This is a genomic window from Streptomyces sp. NPDC005374 (assembly GCF_042872225.1).
Taxonomy (GTDB): Bacteria; Actinomycetota; Actinomycetes; order Streptomycetales; family Streptomycetaceae; genus Streptomyces.
Map to the genome: position 1 here is coordinate 500,808 of NZ_JBIAKA010000006.1, position 17,763 is coordinate 518,570.

The 17,763-nt window shown below is 69.1% G+C and carries 14 protein-coding genes and 2 pseudogenes; 7 read left to right on the plus strand and 9 right to left on the minus strand.

The window, feature by feature from the left end; translation table 11 throughout:
* Positions 1-774 precede the first annotated feature (774 nt).
* Genes ACFYRX_RS18525 through ACFYRX_RS18545 form a run of 5 tightly spaced genes read left to right on the plus strand, consistent with a single transcriptional unit; the run spans position 775 to position 5,840 of the window.
* Complete coding sequence (locus ACFYRX_RS18525; protein WP_389100763.1) at positions 775-1,779, plus strand: sugar ABC transporter substrate-binding protein; 1,005 nt, start codon at positions 775-777, stop codon at positions 1,777-1,779.
* Positions 1,779-2,855: an ABC transporter permease gene (locus ACFYRX_RS18530; protein ID WP_389100765.1), complete on the plus strand. Its 1,077-nt coding sequence runs from the start codon at positions 1,779-1,781 to the stop codon at positions 2,853-2,855. The genes ACFYRX_RS18525 and ACFYRX_RS18530 overlap by 1 nt, the downstream gene beginning before the upstream one ends.
* A 5-nt stretch (positions 2,856-2,860) precedes the next feature.
* The gene (locus ACFYRX_RS18535) at positions 2,861-3,772 is read left to right on the plus strand and encodes an ATP-binding cassette domain-containing protein (RefSeq protein WP_389100766.1); all 912 of its coding nucleotides are present in this window, start codon (positions 2,861-2,863) and stop codon (positions 3,770-3,772) included.
* Entirely contained in the window at positions 3,769-4,767 is a 999-nt protein-coding gene (locus tag ACFYRX_RS18540; protein ID WP_389100768.1) for a Gfo/Idh/MocA family oxidoreductase, read from the plus strand. The genes ACFYRX_RS18535 and ACFYRX_RS18540 overlap by 4 nt, the downstream gene beginning before the upstream one ends.
* Before the next feature lie 2 nt (positions 4,768-4,769).
* Entirely contained in the window at positions 4,770-5,840 is a 1,071-nt protein-coding gene (locus tag ACFYRX_RS18545) for a Gfo/Idh/MocA family protein (protein WP_389100770.1), read from the plus strand.
* Positions 5,841-5,873: 33 nt separating this feature from the next.
* On the opposite strand, the pseudogene ACFYRX_RS18550 reads toward ACFYRX_RS18545, so the two are convergent.
* Positions 5,874-6,294: pseudogene (locus ACFYRX_RS18550) on the minus strand (substrate-binding domain-containing protein); the annotation flags it as partial.
* 7 nt (positions 6,295-6,301) lie between these two features.
* On the opposite strand from ACFYRX_RS18550, the pseudogene ACFYRX_RS18555 reads away from it, so the two are divergent.
* Positions 6,302-6,559: pseudogene (locus tag ACFYRX_RS18555) on the plus strand (LacI family transcriptional regulator); the annotation flags it as partial.
* A gap of 313 nt (positions 6,560-6,872) precedes the next feature.
* On the opposite strand, the gene ACFYRX_RS18560 reads toward ACFYRX_RS18555, so the two are convergent.
* The 8 genes from ACFYRX_RS18560 to iolC all read right to left on the minus strand — a co-directional run bounded on the left by ACFYRX_RS18560 (position 6,873) and on the right by iolC (position 16,076).
* A complete protein-coding gene (locus ACFYRX_RS18560; protein WP_389100772.1) occupies positions 6,873-7,739 on the minus strand; it encodes a sugar phosphate isomerase/epimerase family protein in 867 nt (288 codons plus the stop codon).
* Positions 7,736-8,752 carry a Gfo/Idh/MocA family protein gene (locus tag ACFYRX_RS18565; protein WP_389100773.1) on the minus strand — a complete coding sequence of 339 codons (1,017 nt, stop codon included), beginning with the start codon at positions 8,750-8,752 and terminating at the stop codon, positions 7,736-7,738. The genes ACFYRX_RS18560 and ACFYRX_RS18565 overlap by 4 nt, the downstream gene beginning before the upstream one ends.
* 203 nt (positions 8,753-8,955) lie before the next feature.
* The gene (locus ACFYRX_RS18570) at positions 8,956-9,906 is read right to left on the minus strand and encodes a TIM barrel protein (RefSeq protein ID WP_389100775.1); all 951 of its coding nucleotides are present in this window, start codon (positions 9,904-9,906) and stop codon (positions 8,956-8,958) included.
* Positions 9,907-9,937: 31 nt separating this feature from the next.
* Positions 9,938-11,434, minus strand: a complete 1,497-nt coding sequence (locus ACFYRX_RS18575; RefSeq protein WP_389100777.1) for a CoA-acylating methylmalonate-semialdehyde dehydrogenase — start codon at positions 11,432-11,434, stop codon at positions 9,938-9,940.
* Positions 11,435-11,463: 29 nt separating this feature from the next.
* Positions 11,464-13,341 carry a 3D-(3,5/4)-trihydroxycyclohexane-1,2-dione acylhydrolase (decyclizing) gene (gene iolD / locus ACFYRX_RS18580; RefSeq protein ID WP_389100778.1) on the minus strand — a complete coding sequence of 626 codons (1,878 nt, stop codon included), beginning with the start codon at positions 13,339-13,341 and terminating at the stop codon, positions 11,464-11,466.
* Positions 13,341-14,210 carry a 5-deoxy-glucuronate isomerase gene (gene iolB / locus ACFYRX_RS18585; protein WP_389100780.1) on the minus strand — a complete coding sequence of 290 codons (870 nt, stop codon included), beginning with the start codon at positions 14,208-14,210 and terminating at the stop codon, positions 13,341-13,343. The genes iolD and iolB overlap by 1 nt, the downstream gene beginning before the upstream one ends.
* A complete protein-coding gene (locus ACFYRX_RS18590) occupies positions 14,207-15,079 on the minus strand; it encodes an aldolase (RefSeq protein ID WP_389100782.1) in 873 nt (290 codons plus the stop codon). The genes iolB and ACFYRX_RS18590 overlap by 4 nt, the downstream gene beginning before the upstream one ends.
* Before the next feature lie 4 nt (positions 15,080-15,083).
* Positions 15,084-16,076, minus strand: coding sequence for a 5-dehydro-2-deoxygluconokinase (gene iolC / locus ACFYRX_RS18595; protein WP_389100864.1), 993 nt, complete (start codon positions 16,074-16,076; stop codon positions 15,084-15,086).
* A gap of 209 nt (positions 16,077-16,285) precedes the next feature.
* Between iolC and ACFYRX_RS18600 the strand changes: the two genes are divergently transcribed.
* Complete coding sequence (locus tag ACFYRX_RS18600) at positions 16,286-17,287, plus strand: LacI family DNA-binding transcriptional regulator (protein ID WP_389100866.1); 1,002 nt, start codon at positions 16,286-16,288, stop codon at positions 17,285-17,287.
* Positions 17,288-17,763 lie beyond the last annotated feature (476 nt).

Genomic DNA, 17,763 nt, shown 5'->3' on the forward strand with positions numbered 1-17,763 from the left:
CACCTGCATTCTGGTTATGGCACCAACAAGACCCATACCCCGTTTGACGAGCACGATCTGCAGGGCGAGGTCGCTCACAAGGGCGACAAAGCCCTTGCCCAAGCCGGCCAGCGATGGCATATCGAGCGGGCGACCGCCAGGCACAGCGGCGCCTGCGACCGGTTACAGCGACCCAATGAACGCCGCGAGATCGTCATCGACGCGCTCTTCGAGCTCGCCGACATCATCGTTACCGTCCGTAGCATGATCCGGCACGCTTGGACTACTCACCGCTGGAGAACCCGGCCAGACAGTCACGCAGGGTCAGCACGAAGTGGACTCCGACTGTGCGCCGACCCCGCCCAGGGCGCCCGACCGCTCGCCGCTGCCGAGATCCCGCCGCCGCAGCCCTCGCCTGAACAGGATAACGCCACCCCTCTCGACCACGCGGGCACTCGGCCCACCGAGACGAACACCCGCATGGTCGGCACCACCCGCCTCATGACCGGTTCCGCTGCTCAATTTCATTCCGAACACTTTGTTGGTACGTCCTGACAAACCTGTTGACATCCCTGCAGGGCGGCTCCATAGTCTCTCCAACTAGAGCGCGCTACTAAAGCGCTCCAGTCGCTACTCAGGTAGTCCACACCTATGGCTGCCACAGAAGAACGAGCCGCCACGCACGGCCCAGACACACACCGCGTCGCCACACGGCGATCACGCATCAGCCGCCGCCGGACGCGGTTCCGCTCACCGCAGACTCCACCCCAACAAGCACAGCGAGGTGCAAGGGACATGCACAGAAACCACCGAGCCGCCATTCTCACCGCCACCGTCCTCGCCGGGACCCTGCTCGCCACCGGCTGTTCCAGCAGCTCGGGCGGCAAGAAGTCCGAGGAAGGAAGTGCGGACGCCTCGGCGGGCAAGGCCACCACCCCGCGCATGACCGTGGCCATGGTCACCCACGCCTCCCCCGGCGACACCTTCTGGGACCTGGTCCGCAAGGGCGCCCAGGCCGCGGCCGCCAAGGACAACATCAAGCTCGTCTACTCCAGCGACCCCAATGCCGGCAACCAGGCCAACCTGGTGCAGAACGCAATCGACCAGAAGGTCGACGGCATTGCGCTCACTGCTGCCAAGCCGGACGCTCTGAAGGATGTCGTGGCCAAGGCCAAGACGGCCGGAATCCCCGTCGTCGGTTTCAACTCCGGTGTCAGTGACTGGAAAAGGCTCGGCATGCTGGAGTACTTCGGCCAGGACGAGAACATCGCCGGCCAGGCCTTCGGCCAGCGCCTCAATCAGCTCGGTGCCAAGCACGCCCTCTGCGTCATCCAGGAACAGGGACAGGTCGCTCTGGAGGCCCGCTGCGCCGGCTTGAAGAAGGGCTTCAGCGGCAAGACGGACATCCTCTACGTCAACGGCACGGACATGCCGTCGGTGAAGGCGACGCTCACCGCCAAGCTCACGCAGGACAAGTCCATCGATCAGGTGGTGACCCTGGGTGCCCCGATCGCGCTGACGGCGGTCCAGTCGCTGTCCGACGCGAGCAGCAAGGCCAAGCTCGCCACCTTCGACCTCAACAAGGATCTGGTCAAGGCCATCCAGGACGGCACGATCGAGTTCGCGGTCGACCAACAGCCTTATCTGCAAGGCTACTTGGCCGTTGACGCCCTGTGGCTCTACAAGACGAACGGCAACTTCAGCGGTGGCAGCAGTGCGCCCGTCCTCACGGGCCCGGCCTTCATCGACAAGACCAATGTCGATGCGGTGGCGAAGTTCGCCGCCAACGGAACCCGGTGATGAGCATGACCCAACAGGCTGAGCCGGCGGTGACCACACCGCCGGCCCCCGGCCCCAATACGACAGACGGCCGCACCGCCGAACGACCTCTGGTGATGCGGCTGTTGGCACGCCCCGAGGTGGGTGTCTTCCTCGGCGCCGCCGCCGTGTACGTGTTCTTCCTGATCGCCGCTCCACCGGTGCGGGACGGCGCCTCGATGGCGAACATCCTCTACGGATCGTCGACCATCGGCATCATGGCCCTGCCGGTCGCCCTGCTCATGATCGGCGGCGAGTTCGACCTCTCCGCCGGTGTCGCCGTCATCACCTCCGCGCTGACCGCGGCCATGCTCAGCTACCAGCTCACCACGAACGTGTGGGTCGGCGTGATCGCCGCCCTGGTGGTGTCGCTGGGGATCGGGTTCCTCAACGGCTGGCTGGTGGTCAAGACCGGGCTGCCGAGCTTCCTGGTCACCCTGGCCAGCTTCCTGATCCTGCAGGGCGTCAACCTCGCCGTGACGAAACTGGTCACCGGGAACGTCGCCACCGACGACATCAGCACCATGGACGGCTTCGACCAGGCCAAGAAGGTCTTCGCGTCGTCCTTCGACGTCGGCGGCGCACAGGTGAAGATCACCATCGTGTGGTGGCTGGTGTTCGCGGCCATCGCCACCTGGGTCCTGCTGCGCACGAAGTACGGCAACTGGATCTTCGCGGTCGGCGGCAACAAGGACTCCGCGCGCGCGGTGGGTGTGCCCGTCGCGTTCACGAAGATCTCGCTGTTCATGCTGGTGGGTTTCGGCGCCTGGTTCATCGGCATGCACCAGCTGTTCTCCTTCAACACCGTCCAGTCCGGTGAAGGCGTCGGCCAGGAACTCATCTACATCTCCGCGGCCGTCATCGGCGGCTGTCTGCTGACCGGCGGCGCGGGATCGGCGATCGGCCCCGTCTTCGGGGCGTTCATGTTCGGCATGGTCCAGCAGGGCATCGTCTACGCCGGCTGGAATCCCGACTGGTTCAAGGCGTTCCTGGGCGTGATGCTGCTCGGCGCCGTCCTGATCAATCTGTGGGTGCAGCGCACCGCGACCCGGAGGTGACCTTCATGAGCGACAACACGAGTGGCACCCACGGTGCGATCCTGACCGGCACCGTGCCCGAGGGCGGCGGGCACCCCCTTGTCCAGCTCCGCAACGCGGGCAAGGCCTACGGCAACGTCCGTGCCCTGCACGGCGTCGATCTCACCGTCCGCCCGGGCCAGGTCACCTGTGTGCTGGGTGACAACGGTGCGGGCAAGTCCACGCTGATCAAAATCATCTCCGGGCTGCACCAGCACACCGAGGGCGAGTTCCTCGTCGACGGGCAGCCGGTGCACTTCTCCACCCCGCGCCAGGCGTTGGACAAGGGCATCGCGACCGTCTATCAGGATCTGGCCGTCGTGCCGCTGATGCCGGTGTGGCGCAACTTCTTCCTCGGCTCCGAGATGACCAGCGGCCCCTGGCCCTTCCGCCGGCTCGACATCGAGAGGATGAAGCAGACGGCGGACGAGGAACTGCGCAACATGGGCATCGTCCTGGACAACCTGGACCAGCCCATCGGCACCCTCTCCGGCGGCCAGCGCCAGTGCGTCGCCATCGCCCGCGCCGTCTACTTCGGCGCCCGCGTCCTCATCCTCGACGAGCCCACCGCCGCCCTCGGCGTCAAGCAGTCCGGCGTCGTCCTCAAGTACGTGGCCGCAGCCCGTGAACGCGGCCTCGGCGTCATCTTCATCACCCACAACCCCCACCACGCCTACATGGTCGGCGACCACTTCAGCGTCCTGCGCCTGGGCACCATGGAACTCTCCGCCGAGCGCAGCGAGATCACCCTCGAAGAACTCACCAACCACATGGCCGGCGGCACCGAACTCGCCGCCCTCAAACACGAGTTGTCCCAGGTCCGCGGCGTCGACGTGGAAGAACTCCCCGAGGAGACGGACCTGAAGGCCTCTGCGAGCAAGGCCGGGTCCGAGGCGTGAACACCCTGCGGATCGGAGTGATCGGCGCCGGCAACATGGGCGCCGATCACGCGAAGACCCTGCACCGTCAGGTATCCGGTGCCACGGTCACCATGGTCGCCGACCTCGACGAGGGACGGGCCGCCGGCGTTACCGGTGCCCTCCCGGGCGCCCGCGCCACCGGCGACCCGTACGCGGTGATCGCCGACCCGGAGGTCGACGCCGTCGTCGTGGCCTCGCACGACTCCACCCACGCCGACCTGTCCGTCGCGGCCGTACGGGCCGGAAAGCCCGTACTGTGCGAGAAACCTCTCGCCCCCACCGTCGACGCATGTCTCCGTGTCGTGCGCGAGGAGCGAAGGACCGGCCGACCACTGATCTCGCTGGGTTTCATGCGCCGCTTCGACCCGGCCTACGTGGAACTGCGCGAGGCGCTGACCGCCGGGGTCTGCGGAGCGCCACTGCTGCTGCACTGCGTCAGCCGAGGGGTCTCCTCCGCGCCCGGGGCCACTGACGAGTCGAGCATCACCGGATCGTCGATACATGAGTTCGACACCGTGCCCTGGCTACTCGACTCCACTGTCGTGGAGGTCAGCTGGCATGCTCCTCGCTCCACGTCGGCGGCGACCGGGCTGCGCGACCCGCACCTGATGCTGCTGCGCACCGCGGACGGTGCGCTGACGACCGTCGAGGTGTTCCTCAACGCCACGTACGGATACGACGTCCGCTGCGAAATCGTGGGCGAGCGCGGCACGTTGGCCCTGGCCAATCCCGCCCGGCTGGTCGCCGACTCGGTCCGGACCCGTTCCCTGGGCTACCCGGCCGACTGGCGGCCCCGGTTCGCCGACGCCTACCGCCTCGAACTCCAGGCCTGGACCGACGCCGTGGCGAGCGGCGGTCCGCCACCACTCGCCACGGCGCACGACGGTCTGCTGGCCGGCGCGGTGGCCGAGGCCGTCATCACGTCCATGAAGAACGGGGGCCGGACCATCGCCGTCCAGGTTCCGGAGGTCTGAACATGCCCGCCTTCCCCAGCGCCCTGCCCGCTCCGCGTACCCCGGCCCCGGAGGACGCCCCCGCACTGCGCTGGGGCGTCCTGGGCACCGGCTGGATCGCCGAACGCTTCGTGCGTTCCGTGCAGCGCCACACCCGCCAGCGCTTCACAGCCGTCGCCTCCCACGACGCCACCCGCGCAAGGGAGTTCACGGACCGCCACGACATTCCCCACTCCTACGGCTCCTACGAGGAGCTGGCTGCGGCGGCGGACGTCGACGTCGTCTACGTCGCCACCGAACACACGGCCCACCTGGCCTGCGCCCGGATCGCCCTCGAAGGCGGCAAGCACGCACTGGTGGAGAAGCCGCTCGGCCTGAACGCCGTCCAGGCCACCGAGATCGCCCAACTCGCGGCGGAACGCGGCCTGTTCTGCGCCGAGGCCCTGTGGAGCTTCTTCCTTCCCAGGTTCGATGTCGTCCGGCAGGTCCTCGACTCCGGCGCCCTCGGCGATATCCGCACGGTGCTGGCCGACTGCGGCGAGCACTTCGCCGCCGGACATCGCATTCTCCGCCCCGACCTGGCGGGCGGTCCCCTTCTCGATCTGGGCACCTATCCTGTCGCCTTCGCCGTCTCGGTGCTCGGCGCACCGGTGGAGGTGCTGGCCTCCGCGCAGCCGCACCCGGCGGGTGTCAACGGCCAGACCTCCGCCCTCCTCCAAGGCGTCGATGGCGCTCAGGGCATCCTCCACACCACCCTCTTCAGCGACACGCCCACAACAGCCACCATCGCCGGAACTCACGCCACGCTGCATCTGCCCGGCCCCTTCTACCAGCCTGGCGACATCGTCCTCACCCTCGCGGGAAGCGGCACGCGACTGACGTACACCGAACCGCACACCGCCCATGACGCGCTGCACTTCGAGGCCGCGGAGGTGGCCCGCCGTATCGCCGAAGGCCGACTTCAATCCCCGCTGCGCCCGTTGGGCGACTCCGTGACCACGCTGAAGGTGATGGACGAAATCCGACGGCAGGGGGACATCCACTTCGAGGGAGAGGAGGGAAGCGGGGCGGGAACACCTCTCGATGCCGCCTGACGACCGCTCAGCCTGCGGCCGGTGGCGGAGTGCGCTGGTCCCTAGAACCACGTGTTCCGGCTCCACCACCGCTTCGTGCAGCTCCCGTTGGGGGCTTTCCAGGCGTTCCACCGCGAAACTCACCGCGTGCTCGGCCATGGGCCCCGCGTCCTGACGGACGGTGGTCAGGCCGATCGGCATCAGGTGGGAGAGATTGCTGTCCGCGTAACCGATCACGGACAGGTCCCGCGTACCTCGATGCCCGCCCCGGTCAGGGGCATCAACAGGGCCATCGCGCTGTGGTCATTGCCCGCGAGGGCCGCGGTGGGCAACGGCGGCCCCTCGTCGCGATCACCAGCAGCCGGCCAGCCTCGATGCCGGTCTGCTCGGTGTGCTCACCGGGGATGATCCGCTCCTCGGCCTCCAGTCCGTGCCAGCGCATCGCGGCCCGGTAGGCACACCGGCGCTCTGCCGAGCAGGACCACCGCTGTGAAGCGGTGATCCTGCTCGGCTCCTTCGCCGAACCCGCCTTCTTCGACGCGATCGGACGCTGCACGGTCACCGTCTCCGTCAGCCGCCGCGTCGCGCACGCCCACGTCGACTTCGACTTCGTGCATTGCGCCGAGGGCACGGGCGTACGGCCGGCCATGGATCACCTCGTCGAACTGGGACACCGCAGGATCGTACACATCGACAGCAGACGCGGGCTGAGCAGCGCTCGGCCTCGGGCCAGCAGTCGGACCGTGCCGTCCTGCAGGTCGGATGGGGGCGTGGGAGAGGCCCCGCATCAGTGCGATGTCCGTTTCCGTTTACTGGTCGTCAAGCCGCGTCACCAGGGCTTCGAAGTCATCGCGCGGTGTGCCGGTGTCTGTACCGGCGACGCAGGCCAGGCGTCCGTCACCGCGCCGAGCTCTTTGGACGTCGACAACGGCTGCAACCATGGCCGACACCGACTGCTGCAACGCCGAAGCTGCCCGACGCCGCTGGACCGGACTGCCGCAGCGCCCGGCGTCCGGAGGTGGACGCCGGGCGCTGCCGGACTCCGGCGGATGGTTACACCGCGAGTTCCTTGGTGATCCGGTCGAGCATGAACGCCGAGGACTCGCGGGCGCGTTCCTCCCAGGCGAAGACGCAGGCGGTGGCGACGCCGTCGAAGTTCAGTTCGCGCAGGGTGCCGAAGAAGGCGTCCCAGTCGACCTCCCCCTGGCCGATGTCGAGGTGCTGGTGGATGCGGGCGGTGGTGCCGGGCGGGTTGAGGATGTAGCGCAGGCCGGAGGAGCCCTTGTGGTTGAAGGAGTCGGCGATGTGGACGTGCCGCAGCTTGTCGCCGGCGTAGCGCATCATCGCCGCGATGTCGGCCGTTGGGTCCGTGCCCGAGAGGTGGAAGGAATGGGGCGCGCAGTAGAGGTAGTTCACCCAGGGTTTGTTGATCGCGCGGACCAGGTCGACGGCCGGGGTGTTCTCCTCGCAGAAGTCGTCCGGGTGGGCCTCCAGGTTCAGGGCGATGCCTTCGCGCTCGAAGACTGGCAGCAGCTCTTCCAGTGAGCGCCAGAACGCGGCCTCGCTCTCGGCGGCTTGATCGGGGCGCCCGTTGAACTCCGAGTTCATCAGGGGACATTCGAGGTCCGCGGTGATCTCGATCATCCGCTTCCAGTAGCGGACGGCGGACTGCCGCTCGGTCTCGTCGGGCGAGGACCACTTGTACAGCGGCAGCACCGAGGACAGCTTCACGCCGTGCGCGCGCAGCGAGTTCTTCAGTTCCGCGATGCGCTCGTCGTCCGCGCGCGGGTGCAGGAAGAACGGCATGAAGTCGTCACGTGGCGACAACTCGATGTACTCGTAGCCGAGTTCGGCCACCGTGCGCACCATGTCGTCGATCGGCAGGGCGCGGAACATGTACGGGTCGAGGGCGATCTTCATGCGGTGCCTCCGTAGAGGGTCGGGCGGGGCTTGAGGTCCGTGGCGACGACGCGGCCCGACTCCAGGGCCTCGACGGTCGCGCTGGTGATGACGGTGGCGGCGTAGCCGTCCCAGGCGGAGGGGCCTGTGGGCTCGTCGCCGGCGGCGATGCCCGCGATCCACTCGCGGAACTCGGTGTCGAAGGCGTCCCGGAAGCGGCCCGCCCAGTCCGTGAGCACTTCGGTGCTGTGCTGAGCGGCGGTCCGGACACCCACGGTGGCCGGGTCGGGCAGCCGTACGAGGCCCTCCTCGCCGACCGCCTCGCACTGGATGTCGTAGCCGTACTGGCAGTTGACGAAGACCTCCAGATCGATCCGGACGCCCTTCGCCGTCTCGAAGAGCATGATCTGCGGGTCCTTGAGGTGCGCGAACCGCTTGCTGGTGGGGCGCGGGGTGACCACCTGCGTGGAGACGATCTCGTCGTCCAGCAGCCAGCGCAGCACGTCCACCTCGTGTACCGCCGTGTCCAGGGCCGCCATCGAGGAGGTGTACGACTCCGGCACGGTCGGGTTGCGGTGGGCGCAGTGCACGATCAGCGGTGCACCGATGCGGCCGGAGTCGATGACCTGTTTCATCTGGCGGTAGCCGGCGTCGTAGCGGCGCATGAAGCCGACCTGGACGAGGCGGCGACCGCCCGCCGTCTCCGCCTCGATGATCTTCAGGCAGTCCTCGGCGGTGGTGGCGAGGGGCTTCTCGCAGAACACCGGTTTCCCGGCGGCTATCGCGGTGAGCACGTGCTCGGCGTGGGTGGGGCCCCAGGACGTCACGAGGACGGCGTCCACGTCGTCGGCCGCGATGAGTTCGGCGCCGTTCGCGTAGACGCGGGCGCCGACCGGCGCCGCCGCCTCGTCGGCGCGGGCGGCGTCGATGTCGGTGACCGCGGTGATCCGGGCACCGGTGACGGTGTGGGTGAGGCGTCGGATGTGCTCGTGGCCGATCCAGCCGGCGCCGATGACTCCTACACGTACAGGCATGGTCATTCCTTCAAGAGGGGGGCAGGAGAAGCGCGCCCGGAGTTCGGCTTCGAGGGTTTCGAGGGTGCGGCCCCTGGTCTCGGGGACGTAGCGCTTGACGAAGGTGATCGAGAAGGCGCCCGCAGTCGGGAGACGGCGGGCGGGGCGTCGTCCGTGAGGGCGGGTGCCCGAGTGGCGTCGTCCCCGGCCTCCCTGGCCGCCTCCTACCGGTCGTCGTTCGGGCGTCGGGTACCCGTCAGGCCGCACTCGGCCAGGTGCTCACGGGTGCTGGTCGCGATGGGCAGCGGCACCTCGGGAGCGCACGGGTACAGGTCCTGCTCGACGATCACGAACAACTCGGCGTCGAGCTGGGCGAGTTCGGCCACGACGTCGGCGGGCTTGGGCACGCCGGCGGGCGGCGACACGCACACCCCGCGCTTGACGGCCTCGCCGAACGAGAGGTCCTCCGCGGCCACCTGGGCGAGGATCTCCGGGTCCATCTGCTTGATGTGGACGTAGCCCACCCGCTCGCCGAACCGGCGGATCAGGTCCAGGTTGTCGCCGCCGCCGTAGGCCACGTGCCCGGTGTCGAGGCAGAGGTTGGTGTAGCGGCTGTCCGACTCGTTGAGCAGTCGCTCGATCTCGGGCTGGGTCTGGATGTGGCTGTCGGCGTGCGGGTGGATCACCAGCCTGACGTCGTACTCGTCGAGGAGCAGCTTGCCCAGCCGGTCGGCGGCCTTGCCGAAGCCCGCCCACTGCTCGGCGGTCAACTCGGGCGACTCGGTGAACGCGCCGGTCTTCTCGTCCCGGTACATGGGAGGGATGAAGACGAGGTGGTGGGCGCCCGCGGCAGCGGTCAGCGTGGCGACCTGCCGGACGTGCGCGAGCATCTCGTCCCACGCCTCCGGGCGGTGCAGCACGCCGAAGGCGGTACCGCCGGAGACCTGGAGCCCGCGAGCGTCCAGCTCCTCCTTCAGTCGCCGGGGGTCGATGGGGAGGTAGCCGTACGGGCCGAGCTCCAGCCACTTGTAACCGGCGTGCACGAGCTCGTCGAGAAAGCGGGTGTACGACACCTGGTGCTCGTCTTCGGGGAACCAGACGCCCCAGGAGTCGGGGGCGGAGCCCAGGCAGAGGTTGCCCGCGGTGGTGCGGAGCGGAGATGGCGCCGTTGCCATGGCGTGTCCTTCGGGATGGGGGGGACAGAGATCAGTTGGAGGTGGGGAAGTCGAAGCCGGCGGTGACCTGCAGGGCGGGCTGGGGCCAGCGGGTGGTGACGACCTTGGGGCGGGTGTAGAAGCGGATGCCTTCGGGGCCGTGGATGGGGTTGTCGCCGATGAGGGAGTCCTTCCAGCCGCCGAAGGAGTAGTAGGCCATCGGGACCGGCACCGGCACGTTGATGCCGATCATGCCGACCTTGATCTTGCGCTGGAAGGTGCGGGCGGCTTCGCCGGAGGCGGTGAACAGGGCGGTGCCGTTGCCGTAGGGGTTGGCGTTGATCAGCTCGATGGCCTGGTCGAGGCTTTCGGCGCGGACGATCGCGAGGACCGGGCCGAAGAGCTCCTCCTTGTAGGCGTCCATCTCGGTGGTGACGTGGTCCAGGAGAGAGGGGCCGGTGAAGAAGCCGTCCTCGTGCCCGTCCACCTTCAGCCCACGGCCGTCGACCACCACGGTGGCGCCCTGCGTCTGGGCGGTGCCGACCGCGTTCTCCACGCGCTCCTGGGCGGCCTTGGTGACGAGGGGACCCATGTCGGTGCCGGGAGCGTTACCGGGGCCGACCTTGATCTCGTCGGCCTTGCGGGTGAGGATCTCCACCAGGCCGTCGGCTGCGTCGCCCACCGCCACGGCCACCGAGACGGCCATGCAGCGCTCGCCCGCGGAGCCGTAGGCGCCGGCGGTGATGTGGTTGGCGGCGAACTCCAGGTCGGCGTCGGGGAGGACGACGGCGTGGTTCTTGGCGCCGCCGAGGGCCTGGACCCGCTTGCCGTGCGAAGTCGCCTGCTCGTGCACGTACTTGGCGATCGGCGTGGAACCGACGAAGGACACGGCTTCGATGCCGGGGTGGGTGAGGATGGCGTCGACGGCGTCCTTACCGCCGTGCACGACATTGAACACGCCGTCCGGCAGACCGGCCTGCTTGTACAGGTCGGCGACGAAGTTGGCGGCGGAAGGGTCGCGCTCACTCGGCTTGAGGATGAAGGTGTTGCCGGTCGCGATGGCGATCGGGTGCATCCACAGGGGCACCATGGCCGGGAAGTTGAAGGGCGTGATGCCGGCGACGACACCGAGCGGCTGGCGGAAGTTGTGCACGTCCACACCGCGGGAGACCTGGTCGGAGAAAGAGCCCTTGAGGACGTCGCCGAGGCCGCAGGCGAACTCCACGACTTCGCGACCCCGGGTGATCTCGCCGCGGGCGTCGTCGACGGTCTTGCCGTGCTCGGCGGAGATGATCCGGCCCAGCTCCTCCTCATGCTCCACGAGCAGCTGGCGGAAGGCGAACATCACCTGAGTGCGCTGGGTGAGGGAGGACTCCGACCAGGTCTCGAAGGCGCGGGTGGCGGCCCGGACCGCGGTGTCGACGTCGGCGGTGGTGCCGAGGACCACCCGGGCCTGTTCGGCGCCGGTGGCCGGGTTGAACACCGGCTGCGTGGCGGAGCCGGAGCCCGGTGCGGAGGAGCCGTTGATCCAGTGCTCGATGGTCTTCACGGTGCGGGTTTCCTTTGCGGGGAAGGGAGCTACAGGTAGTGGTGCTGGGCCTGTTTCCGGGCGGCGTACGTCTCGTACGCGCTGCGGGTGGTGTCCAGGGCGGATGTCTGGCTGACGGGGACGTCCCACCAGCCGTGGCCGGGCGGGTTGGGCCCGTACAGGTCGGTCTCGACGTGCACGAGGGTGGTGCGGCTCGCCGCCTTGGCCTTCTCCATCGCGGTGCGGAACTCGTCGACGGTGGCGGCGTGCAGGACGTCGGCGCCGAGCGAAGAGGCGTTCGCGGCGAGGTCGACGGGCAGGACGTCCCCGTCGAGCTGTCCCGAATCGCCGTCCCGGTAGCGGTACTTGGTGCCGAACCGCTGGGAGCCCAACGACTCCGACAGCGCGCCGATGGAGGCGAAGCCGTGGTTCTGCACGAGGACGACGATGACCTTGAGCCCCTCGGAGACCATGGTCACGATCTCCTGGGCCATCATCAGATAGGAGCCGTCACCGACGAGGACGACGACCTCGCGCGACGGGTCGGCCATTTTCGCGCCGACGCCAGCGGCCACCTCGTAGCCCATGCACGAGTAGGCGTACTCGACGTGGTAGGCCTTGGGATCCCGGGCCCGCCAAAGCTGTTGGAGATCCCCGGGCATGGAGCCGGCCGCGTTGATGACGACGGCACGGTCGTCGAGCACGTCGTTGAGGGCGCCGAGGATCTCGGTCTGGGCGGGCAGCGGGCCGTGGCCGAGGTTGAAGCACCGGTCTTCGATCTCCCGTGTACGGGCGATGAGTTCACGGGTGCGTTCGCGGTACTCCGGGGCGACCTCCCAGTCCGTCAGCGCGCCTGCGAGAGCCTGGATGCCGAGCCGGGCGTCGGCCACCAGCGGTTCCGCCGAGTGTTTGACGGCGTCCAGGCGGGCGACGTTGAGGTTGACGAAGGTGACGTCCGGGTTGTCGAAGACGGTGTGGCTGGCCGTCGTGAAGTCGGAGTAGCGCGTGCCGATGCCGAGGACGACGTCGGCTTCCCGCGCCAGCTCGTTCGCCGCGTACGACCCGGTCGAGCCGATGCCGCCCACCGCGTACGGGTGGTCCCACGGCACCGCGCCCTTGCCCGCGTGGGTGTCGGCGACCGGGATGCCGGTGGCCTCGGCGAAGGCTCGCAGGGCGGTCTCCGCGCCGGAGTACACGGTCCCGCCGCCCGCCACGATCAGCGGCCTGCGTGCCCCGCGCAGCAGACGGGCGGCCCGCTCGATCGCGGCCGGTTCCGGCACCGGGCGGCCCACATGCCACACCCGGCGCCGGAAGAAGGGGACCGGCCAGTCGTACGCCTCCGCTTGCACGTCCTGTGGCAGCGACAGCGTGACCGCGCCGGTCTCCACCGGGTCGGTGAGTACCCGCATCGCTGCCAGCGCGGCCGGGATCAGTTGCTCGGGGCGGGAGACGCGGTCGAAGTACTTGGATACGGCGCGGAAGGTGTCGTTGACGGTGACGTCCCCGCCCCGGGTGTCCTCCAGCTGCTGCAGGACTGGGTCGGCGGCGCGGGTGGCGAACATGTCGGAGGGCAGCAGGAGGACGGGCAGCCGGTTGGTGGTGGCCAGCGCCGCGCCGGTGATCATGTTGGTGGAACCGGGACCGGTGGAGGCGGTGCAGGCGAAGGCGGCCAGCCGGTCGCGCATCTTCGCGTAGGCGACGGAGGCGTGGACCATGCCCTGCTCGTTGCGGGCCAGGTAGTACGGCAGGTCGGCCTCGCCGGTGGTGGCGGCCTGAAGCAGGGCCTGCCCGATGCCGGCGACGTTGCCGTGGCCGAAGATGCCCCACACGCCGGGGATGAGCCGATGTTCCTGGCCGTCGCGCTCGCTGTACTGGTTGGCGAGGAAACGCACCAGGGCCTGGGCGGTGGTGAGTCGGACGGTGGTCATCAGTTCTCTCCGAAAGGCAGCCGGTCATCGACGTCCTGGGAGGCCCAGGTGGCCCGTACCCAACCGTGGGCGGGGTCGTCGCAGATCAGCCAGGCGCGGTCCTGGCCAGGACCGGCCATTACGTTGAGGTAGTAGAGGTCGTAGCCCGGGGCGGCGATCGAGGGACCGTGCCAGCCGTGCGGGATCAGCACGGTGTCGCCGGAGCGGATCTCGGCGAGCACGTCGATGGGCCGCTCGGGGCTGCCGTAGACCCGCTGGTAGCCGAAGCCGTTCCCGGCGCCGGAGACCTGGAAGTAGTAGATCTCCTCCAGCTCCGATTCCTGGCCGGGGAGCGCCTGGTCGTGCTTGTGCGGCGGGTACGACGACCAGTTGCCGCCCGGCGTGAGCACCTCGCACACCAGCAGCTGCTCCGCTGCGAAGGTGCCGGGCAGGCAGTAGTTGTTGACCTGCCGTGAGCACGCCTCCGCACCGCGCAGTTCCACGGGGACATCCTCCTTGGGCCCGTACCGAGCGGAGAGTGAGCTCCGCTCGGTACGGGCGGAGGGCAGCGCGAACAGACCTCCCTGCGCGCTGCTGATCAGGGCCTCCGACTCGGGAGGCAGATAGGCGAAGTCGGTGACCGAGGCGAATACGCCTGTCCGGCCTTCGAGTTCGAAGCGCTGTCCGGCGGCGACCGTGACGGTGCAGCCGCCTGCCAGGGGCAGGACCAGGAACTCCGAGTCCCCGGTGGAAAGGGTGTGCGTCTGGCCCGGCTTCAGGGTCAGGATCCTGAGGCCGGAGTATCCCCAGCCGGCCGACTCGGGTGTGACCACGAGGTCGTAGGGACCGTCGGCTGAAGTCCCCTTCGGCAGGTGGTACTTGCTGCTCACAGCAGGCTCACCGCCTTGTCGACCGCGCCGGCGACGTCGCCGCCCGCGGGATAGAGCAGGGAGCGGCCGACGACCAGACCCTGCGCGGTGGGCTGCCTCAGAGCCTTGCCCCAGGAGGCGAACGCGGCCTCTGGATCCTTGACCTCGCCGCCGAGCAGCAACGCGGGGAGAGTGGAGGAGGCCAGGACACGCTCCATGTCCTGGACGACGGGGAGCTTGAGCCAGGTGTAGGCGGTGCGACGACCCAGTCCCGAGGCGATGGAGATCGACTTGACGACGGCGTCGGTCGAAAGGTCGTTGCGGATCTTCCCCTCCTGCCACACCGAGAGGAACGGCTCGACCATGGCGATGAGGCGACGGTCATTGAGCTCGTTGACCGCTCGAGCCGTCTCGGACAGGGCGGCCGGGGTCGCCGGGTCCTCCAGCGCGATCCGGGTGAGCATCTTGCCGCCGTCGAAGCCCATCGCGGCGATGGTCTCGGCGTCGTAGCCGGTGAACCGGTCGTCGACCTCGAAGGTGGAGCCAGCGAGTCCGGCGCGGTTCATCGAGCCGAAGACGCTCTTGCCGTCCAGGACGCCGAGCAGCAGCAGGTCTTCCAGGATGTCCGCGGTACCCAGGACCCCGGTCACGCCGGGGCGTTCGAGGGCGATGCACAGCCGGTCGAGGAGTTCGGAGCGGTCGGCCATGGCGTTGGGGTCGCCGCCGACGCCGTTGGCTCCGCGCGCGGGATGATCCGCCGCGATGATCATCGCCTTGCCATGGGTGCCGAATAGCGAGGGGGCTTTCACACGGCGTGCGGCGGCCGCTGCGATCGCGCCGGGGTCGTTGACCCGGGCGTTCACGATCCGGCTCAGGTTGTCGGACAGCACGTCGTCACACCTCTCGCTGAGAGTCGTCGGGGGTATCGGCGGTCGCGGGGTGAAGCTTCGCCTCCACCTCGGCTGCGGTCGGCATGGCGTCGGAGCAGGACAGGCGGCCCGCGACGATGGCGCCGGCGGCGTTGGCGAAGGCGACCGTGCGGCGGGTGTCCCAGCCGGACAGCAGCCCGTGGCACAGCGCCCCACCGAAGGCGTCACCGGCACCCAGCCCGTTGACCACGACCACCGGGACCGGCGGGATCTCGACCGCCTGACCGTCCCGGTCCATGGCCAGCACGCCCTTCGGGCCCTGCTTCACCACGGCCAGCTCGACGCCGGCGGCGAGCAGGGCCTTCGCGGCCGCGTACGGCTCGCGCTCGCCGGTGGCGACCTCGCACTCGTCGAGGTTGCCGACGGCCACGGTGGTGTGGCGCAGGGCCTCCGTGTAGTACGCACGCGCCTGGTTCGCGTTGGCCCGGGCTGTGTCTTTCCAAAACATCGGCCGCCAGTCCAGGTCGAAGACCGTCGGGCCGGACTTCGCTCGGTGCGCGAGCGCGGCGAGCGTGGCCGACCGGCTCGGCTCTTCGCTCAGCCCGGTCCCGGTGACCCAGAAGATCCGTGCGTCGCGGATCGCGTCCAGGTCCAGTTCTCCCGGCTGGATGTCCAGGTCGGGGGCCTTGGGCAGCCGGTAGAAGTACAGCGGGAAGTCGTCCGGCGGGAAGATCTCGCAGAACGTCACCGGGGTCGGCGCGATGTCCGACGTGCCGACGAACCGGGTGTCCACGCCGTACCCGTCCAAAGCCGTGCGCACGAAATCCCCGAACGGGTCGCGGCCCGTCTTGGTGATCACGGCGGCGGAGTGCCCGTAACGAGCGGCGGCCACGGCCACATTGGTCGGGCTGCCGCCCAGGTACTTGCCGAACGAGGTGACCACCGCCAGCCCCACGCCGGTTTGGAGCGGATATACATCCACCCCCACACGGCCCATGGTCAGCATTTCGAACGGCATCACGCTGGTTTCCCTTTCGTGCCAGAGACGGTGGCTCTCACCCGATGTACTGACGCGCTCTACTAGCGCGCTCTAGTCTGTGTACGATGACCCCTGTCCAAATGTCATGTCAATACCCTGTTGCTGGGAGATTTCAAGAGGGCCCGTAGGGTGGGCCGCGTCGGAGGGTGGGTTCACAGGTGGATGCGTCGGGAAAGCGGCGGCCGACGATGGCGGACGTCGCGGCGAAAGCGGGGGTGTCCCGGGCGCTCGTCTCGATCATCTTCCGTGGTCAGCCAGGGGCGAGCGAAGAGACCCGGGAGCGGGTGCTGCGGGTCGCCGACGAGATCGGCTATCACCCCGACAGCGCGGCCCGGCTGCTGGCTCGCGGCCGCAGCCGCACGATCGGCGTGATGTTCACCGTGCACCAGACGTTCCACGCGGAACTCATCCAGGGGATCTACCCGGAGGCCGAACGTCTCGGCTATGATGTCCTGCTCTCCGCCGCCACTCACGGCCGTAGCGAGGTGAAGGCGGCCGAGGCGCTGCTCAGTCACCGCTGCGAGGCACTGATCCTGCTCGGTCCCGAGGCCGAAGCCGCGTATCTCGACGCACTCGGACACCGGGCAGTGACCGTCACGGTCAGCCGCCGGGTGCCCCGCGCCCGCGTGGACTTCGTGCACAGTGCCGAAGGCAAGGGCATACAGCAGGCCATGGAGCATCTCGTCGAACTGGGGCACCGCCGGATCGTGCACATCGACGGTGGCAGAGGACCCGGATCGGCCGAGCGGCGGCGTGCCTACCGGGCCGCGATGCGCCGGCACGGGCTGGAGTCCGAGGCGCGGGTGATCCCCGGAGAGCACACGGAGAAGTCGGGCATCGAGGCGGGCCGCCTGCTCCTGGCGGAGCGCGATCGGGGACAGGCCCTGCCGACCGCGGTCCTCGCGGGCAACGACCGGTGCGCATGGGGCCTGCTGATGGCCCTGACGCGGGCGGGCATTGAAGTCCCGCGCGACATGTCCGTCGTCGGCTACGACGACAGTCACCTTTCCCATCTGATGCCGATCGGCCTGACCACCGTCCGCCAGGATGCGGCTCTCATGGCGGAGCATGCCGTGCGGTTCGCCGTGGAGCGGTTGGAGAAACCGGACCTGGAAGCTCGGGAGGTCGTACTGGACCCGAAGCTGGTGGTACGCGGCACCAGTGACACGGCACCGCAGACATCGCCGTGAGACATCGGCGACCGGGGGCGGAGGGAGGCGGCCTCGTGGGATCGGGGCACGCACGCGGTACCCCCAGCAGTTGGGGCTTTCGGCCTTGCCGCGCCGGATGTGCCACCGACCGCACGTCTGTCGGGATCGAGCCCTTGACTATGCGGGCGAGGAGCCAGGACGACCTGCTGGACAGTCGCTCCAGCTCCGCGTGCGGGAGCCTGCGCCGTGCGTCCCGTTCGGCGGCGCCCTTGCGGAGCTCCGCAGCCGGCTCTGCGACCGCGGCAGGGGCCTCGGCGTCGTCGGCGATGACGTGCGTGGCCCTCATCCGGCGGCCGCCAGCAGCGTCGTACGGCCGCCCAGCACGGCCGAGAACTGATCCGTGATCTGTCTTCCGCTGTCGGCGCGGTGACGAGGCGGGCCGCGCCGAAGCGGTCGCGTACGGCGGGTCGGTCGGGCACCCCGAACATCCGCTCGGCTGGAAGGAGTGACCCCGG

What these genes read in the sequence shown, in the direction of transcription:
- ACFYRX_RS18525 (WP_389100763.1), top strand. Translation starts at nt 775, where the DNA reads ATGCACAGAAACCACCGAGCCGCCATTCTCACCGCCACCGTCCTCGCC.
- ACFYRX_RS18530 (WP_389100765.1), top strand. Translation starts at nt 1,779, where the DNA reads ATGAGCATGACCCAACAGGCTGAGCCGGCGGTGACCACACCGCCGGCC.
- ACFYRX_RS18535 (WP_389100766.1), top strand. Translation starts at nt 2,861, where the DNA reads ATGAGCGACAACACGAGTGGCACCCACGGTGCGATCCTGACCGGCACC.
- ACFYRX_RS18545 (WP_389100770.1), top strand. Translation starts at nt 4,770, where the DNA reads ATGCCCGCCTTCCCCAGCGCCCTGCCCGCTCCGCGTACCCCGGCCCCG.
- ACFYRX_RS18560 (WP_389100772.1), bottom strand. Translation starts at nt 7,739, where the DNA reads ATGAAGATCGCCCTCGACCCGTACATGTTCCGCGCCCTGCCGATCGAC.
- ACFYRX_RS18565 (WP_389100773.1), bottom strand. Translation starts at nt 8,752, where the DNA reads ATGCCTGTACGTGTAGGAGTCATCGGCGCCGGCTGGATCGGCCACGAG.
- ACFYRX_RS18570 (WP_389100775.1), bottom strand. Translation starts at nt 9,906, where the DNA reads ATGGCAACGGCGCCATCTCCGCTCCGCACCACCGCGGGCAACCTCTGC.
- iolD (WP_389100778.1), bottom strand. Translation starts at nt 13,341, where the DNA reads ATGACCACCGTCCGACTCACCACCGCCCAGGCCCTGGTGCGTTTCCTC.
- iolC (WP_389100864.1), bottom strand. Translation starts at nt 16,076, where the DNA reads ATGCCGTTCGAAATGCTGACCATGGGCCGTGTGGGGGTGGATGTATAT.
- ACFYRX_RS18600 (WP_389100866.1), top strand. Translation starts at nt 16,286, where the DNA reads ATGGCGGACGTCGCGGCGAAAGCGGGGGTGTCCCGGGCGCTCGTCTCG.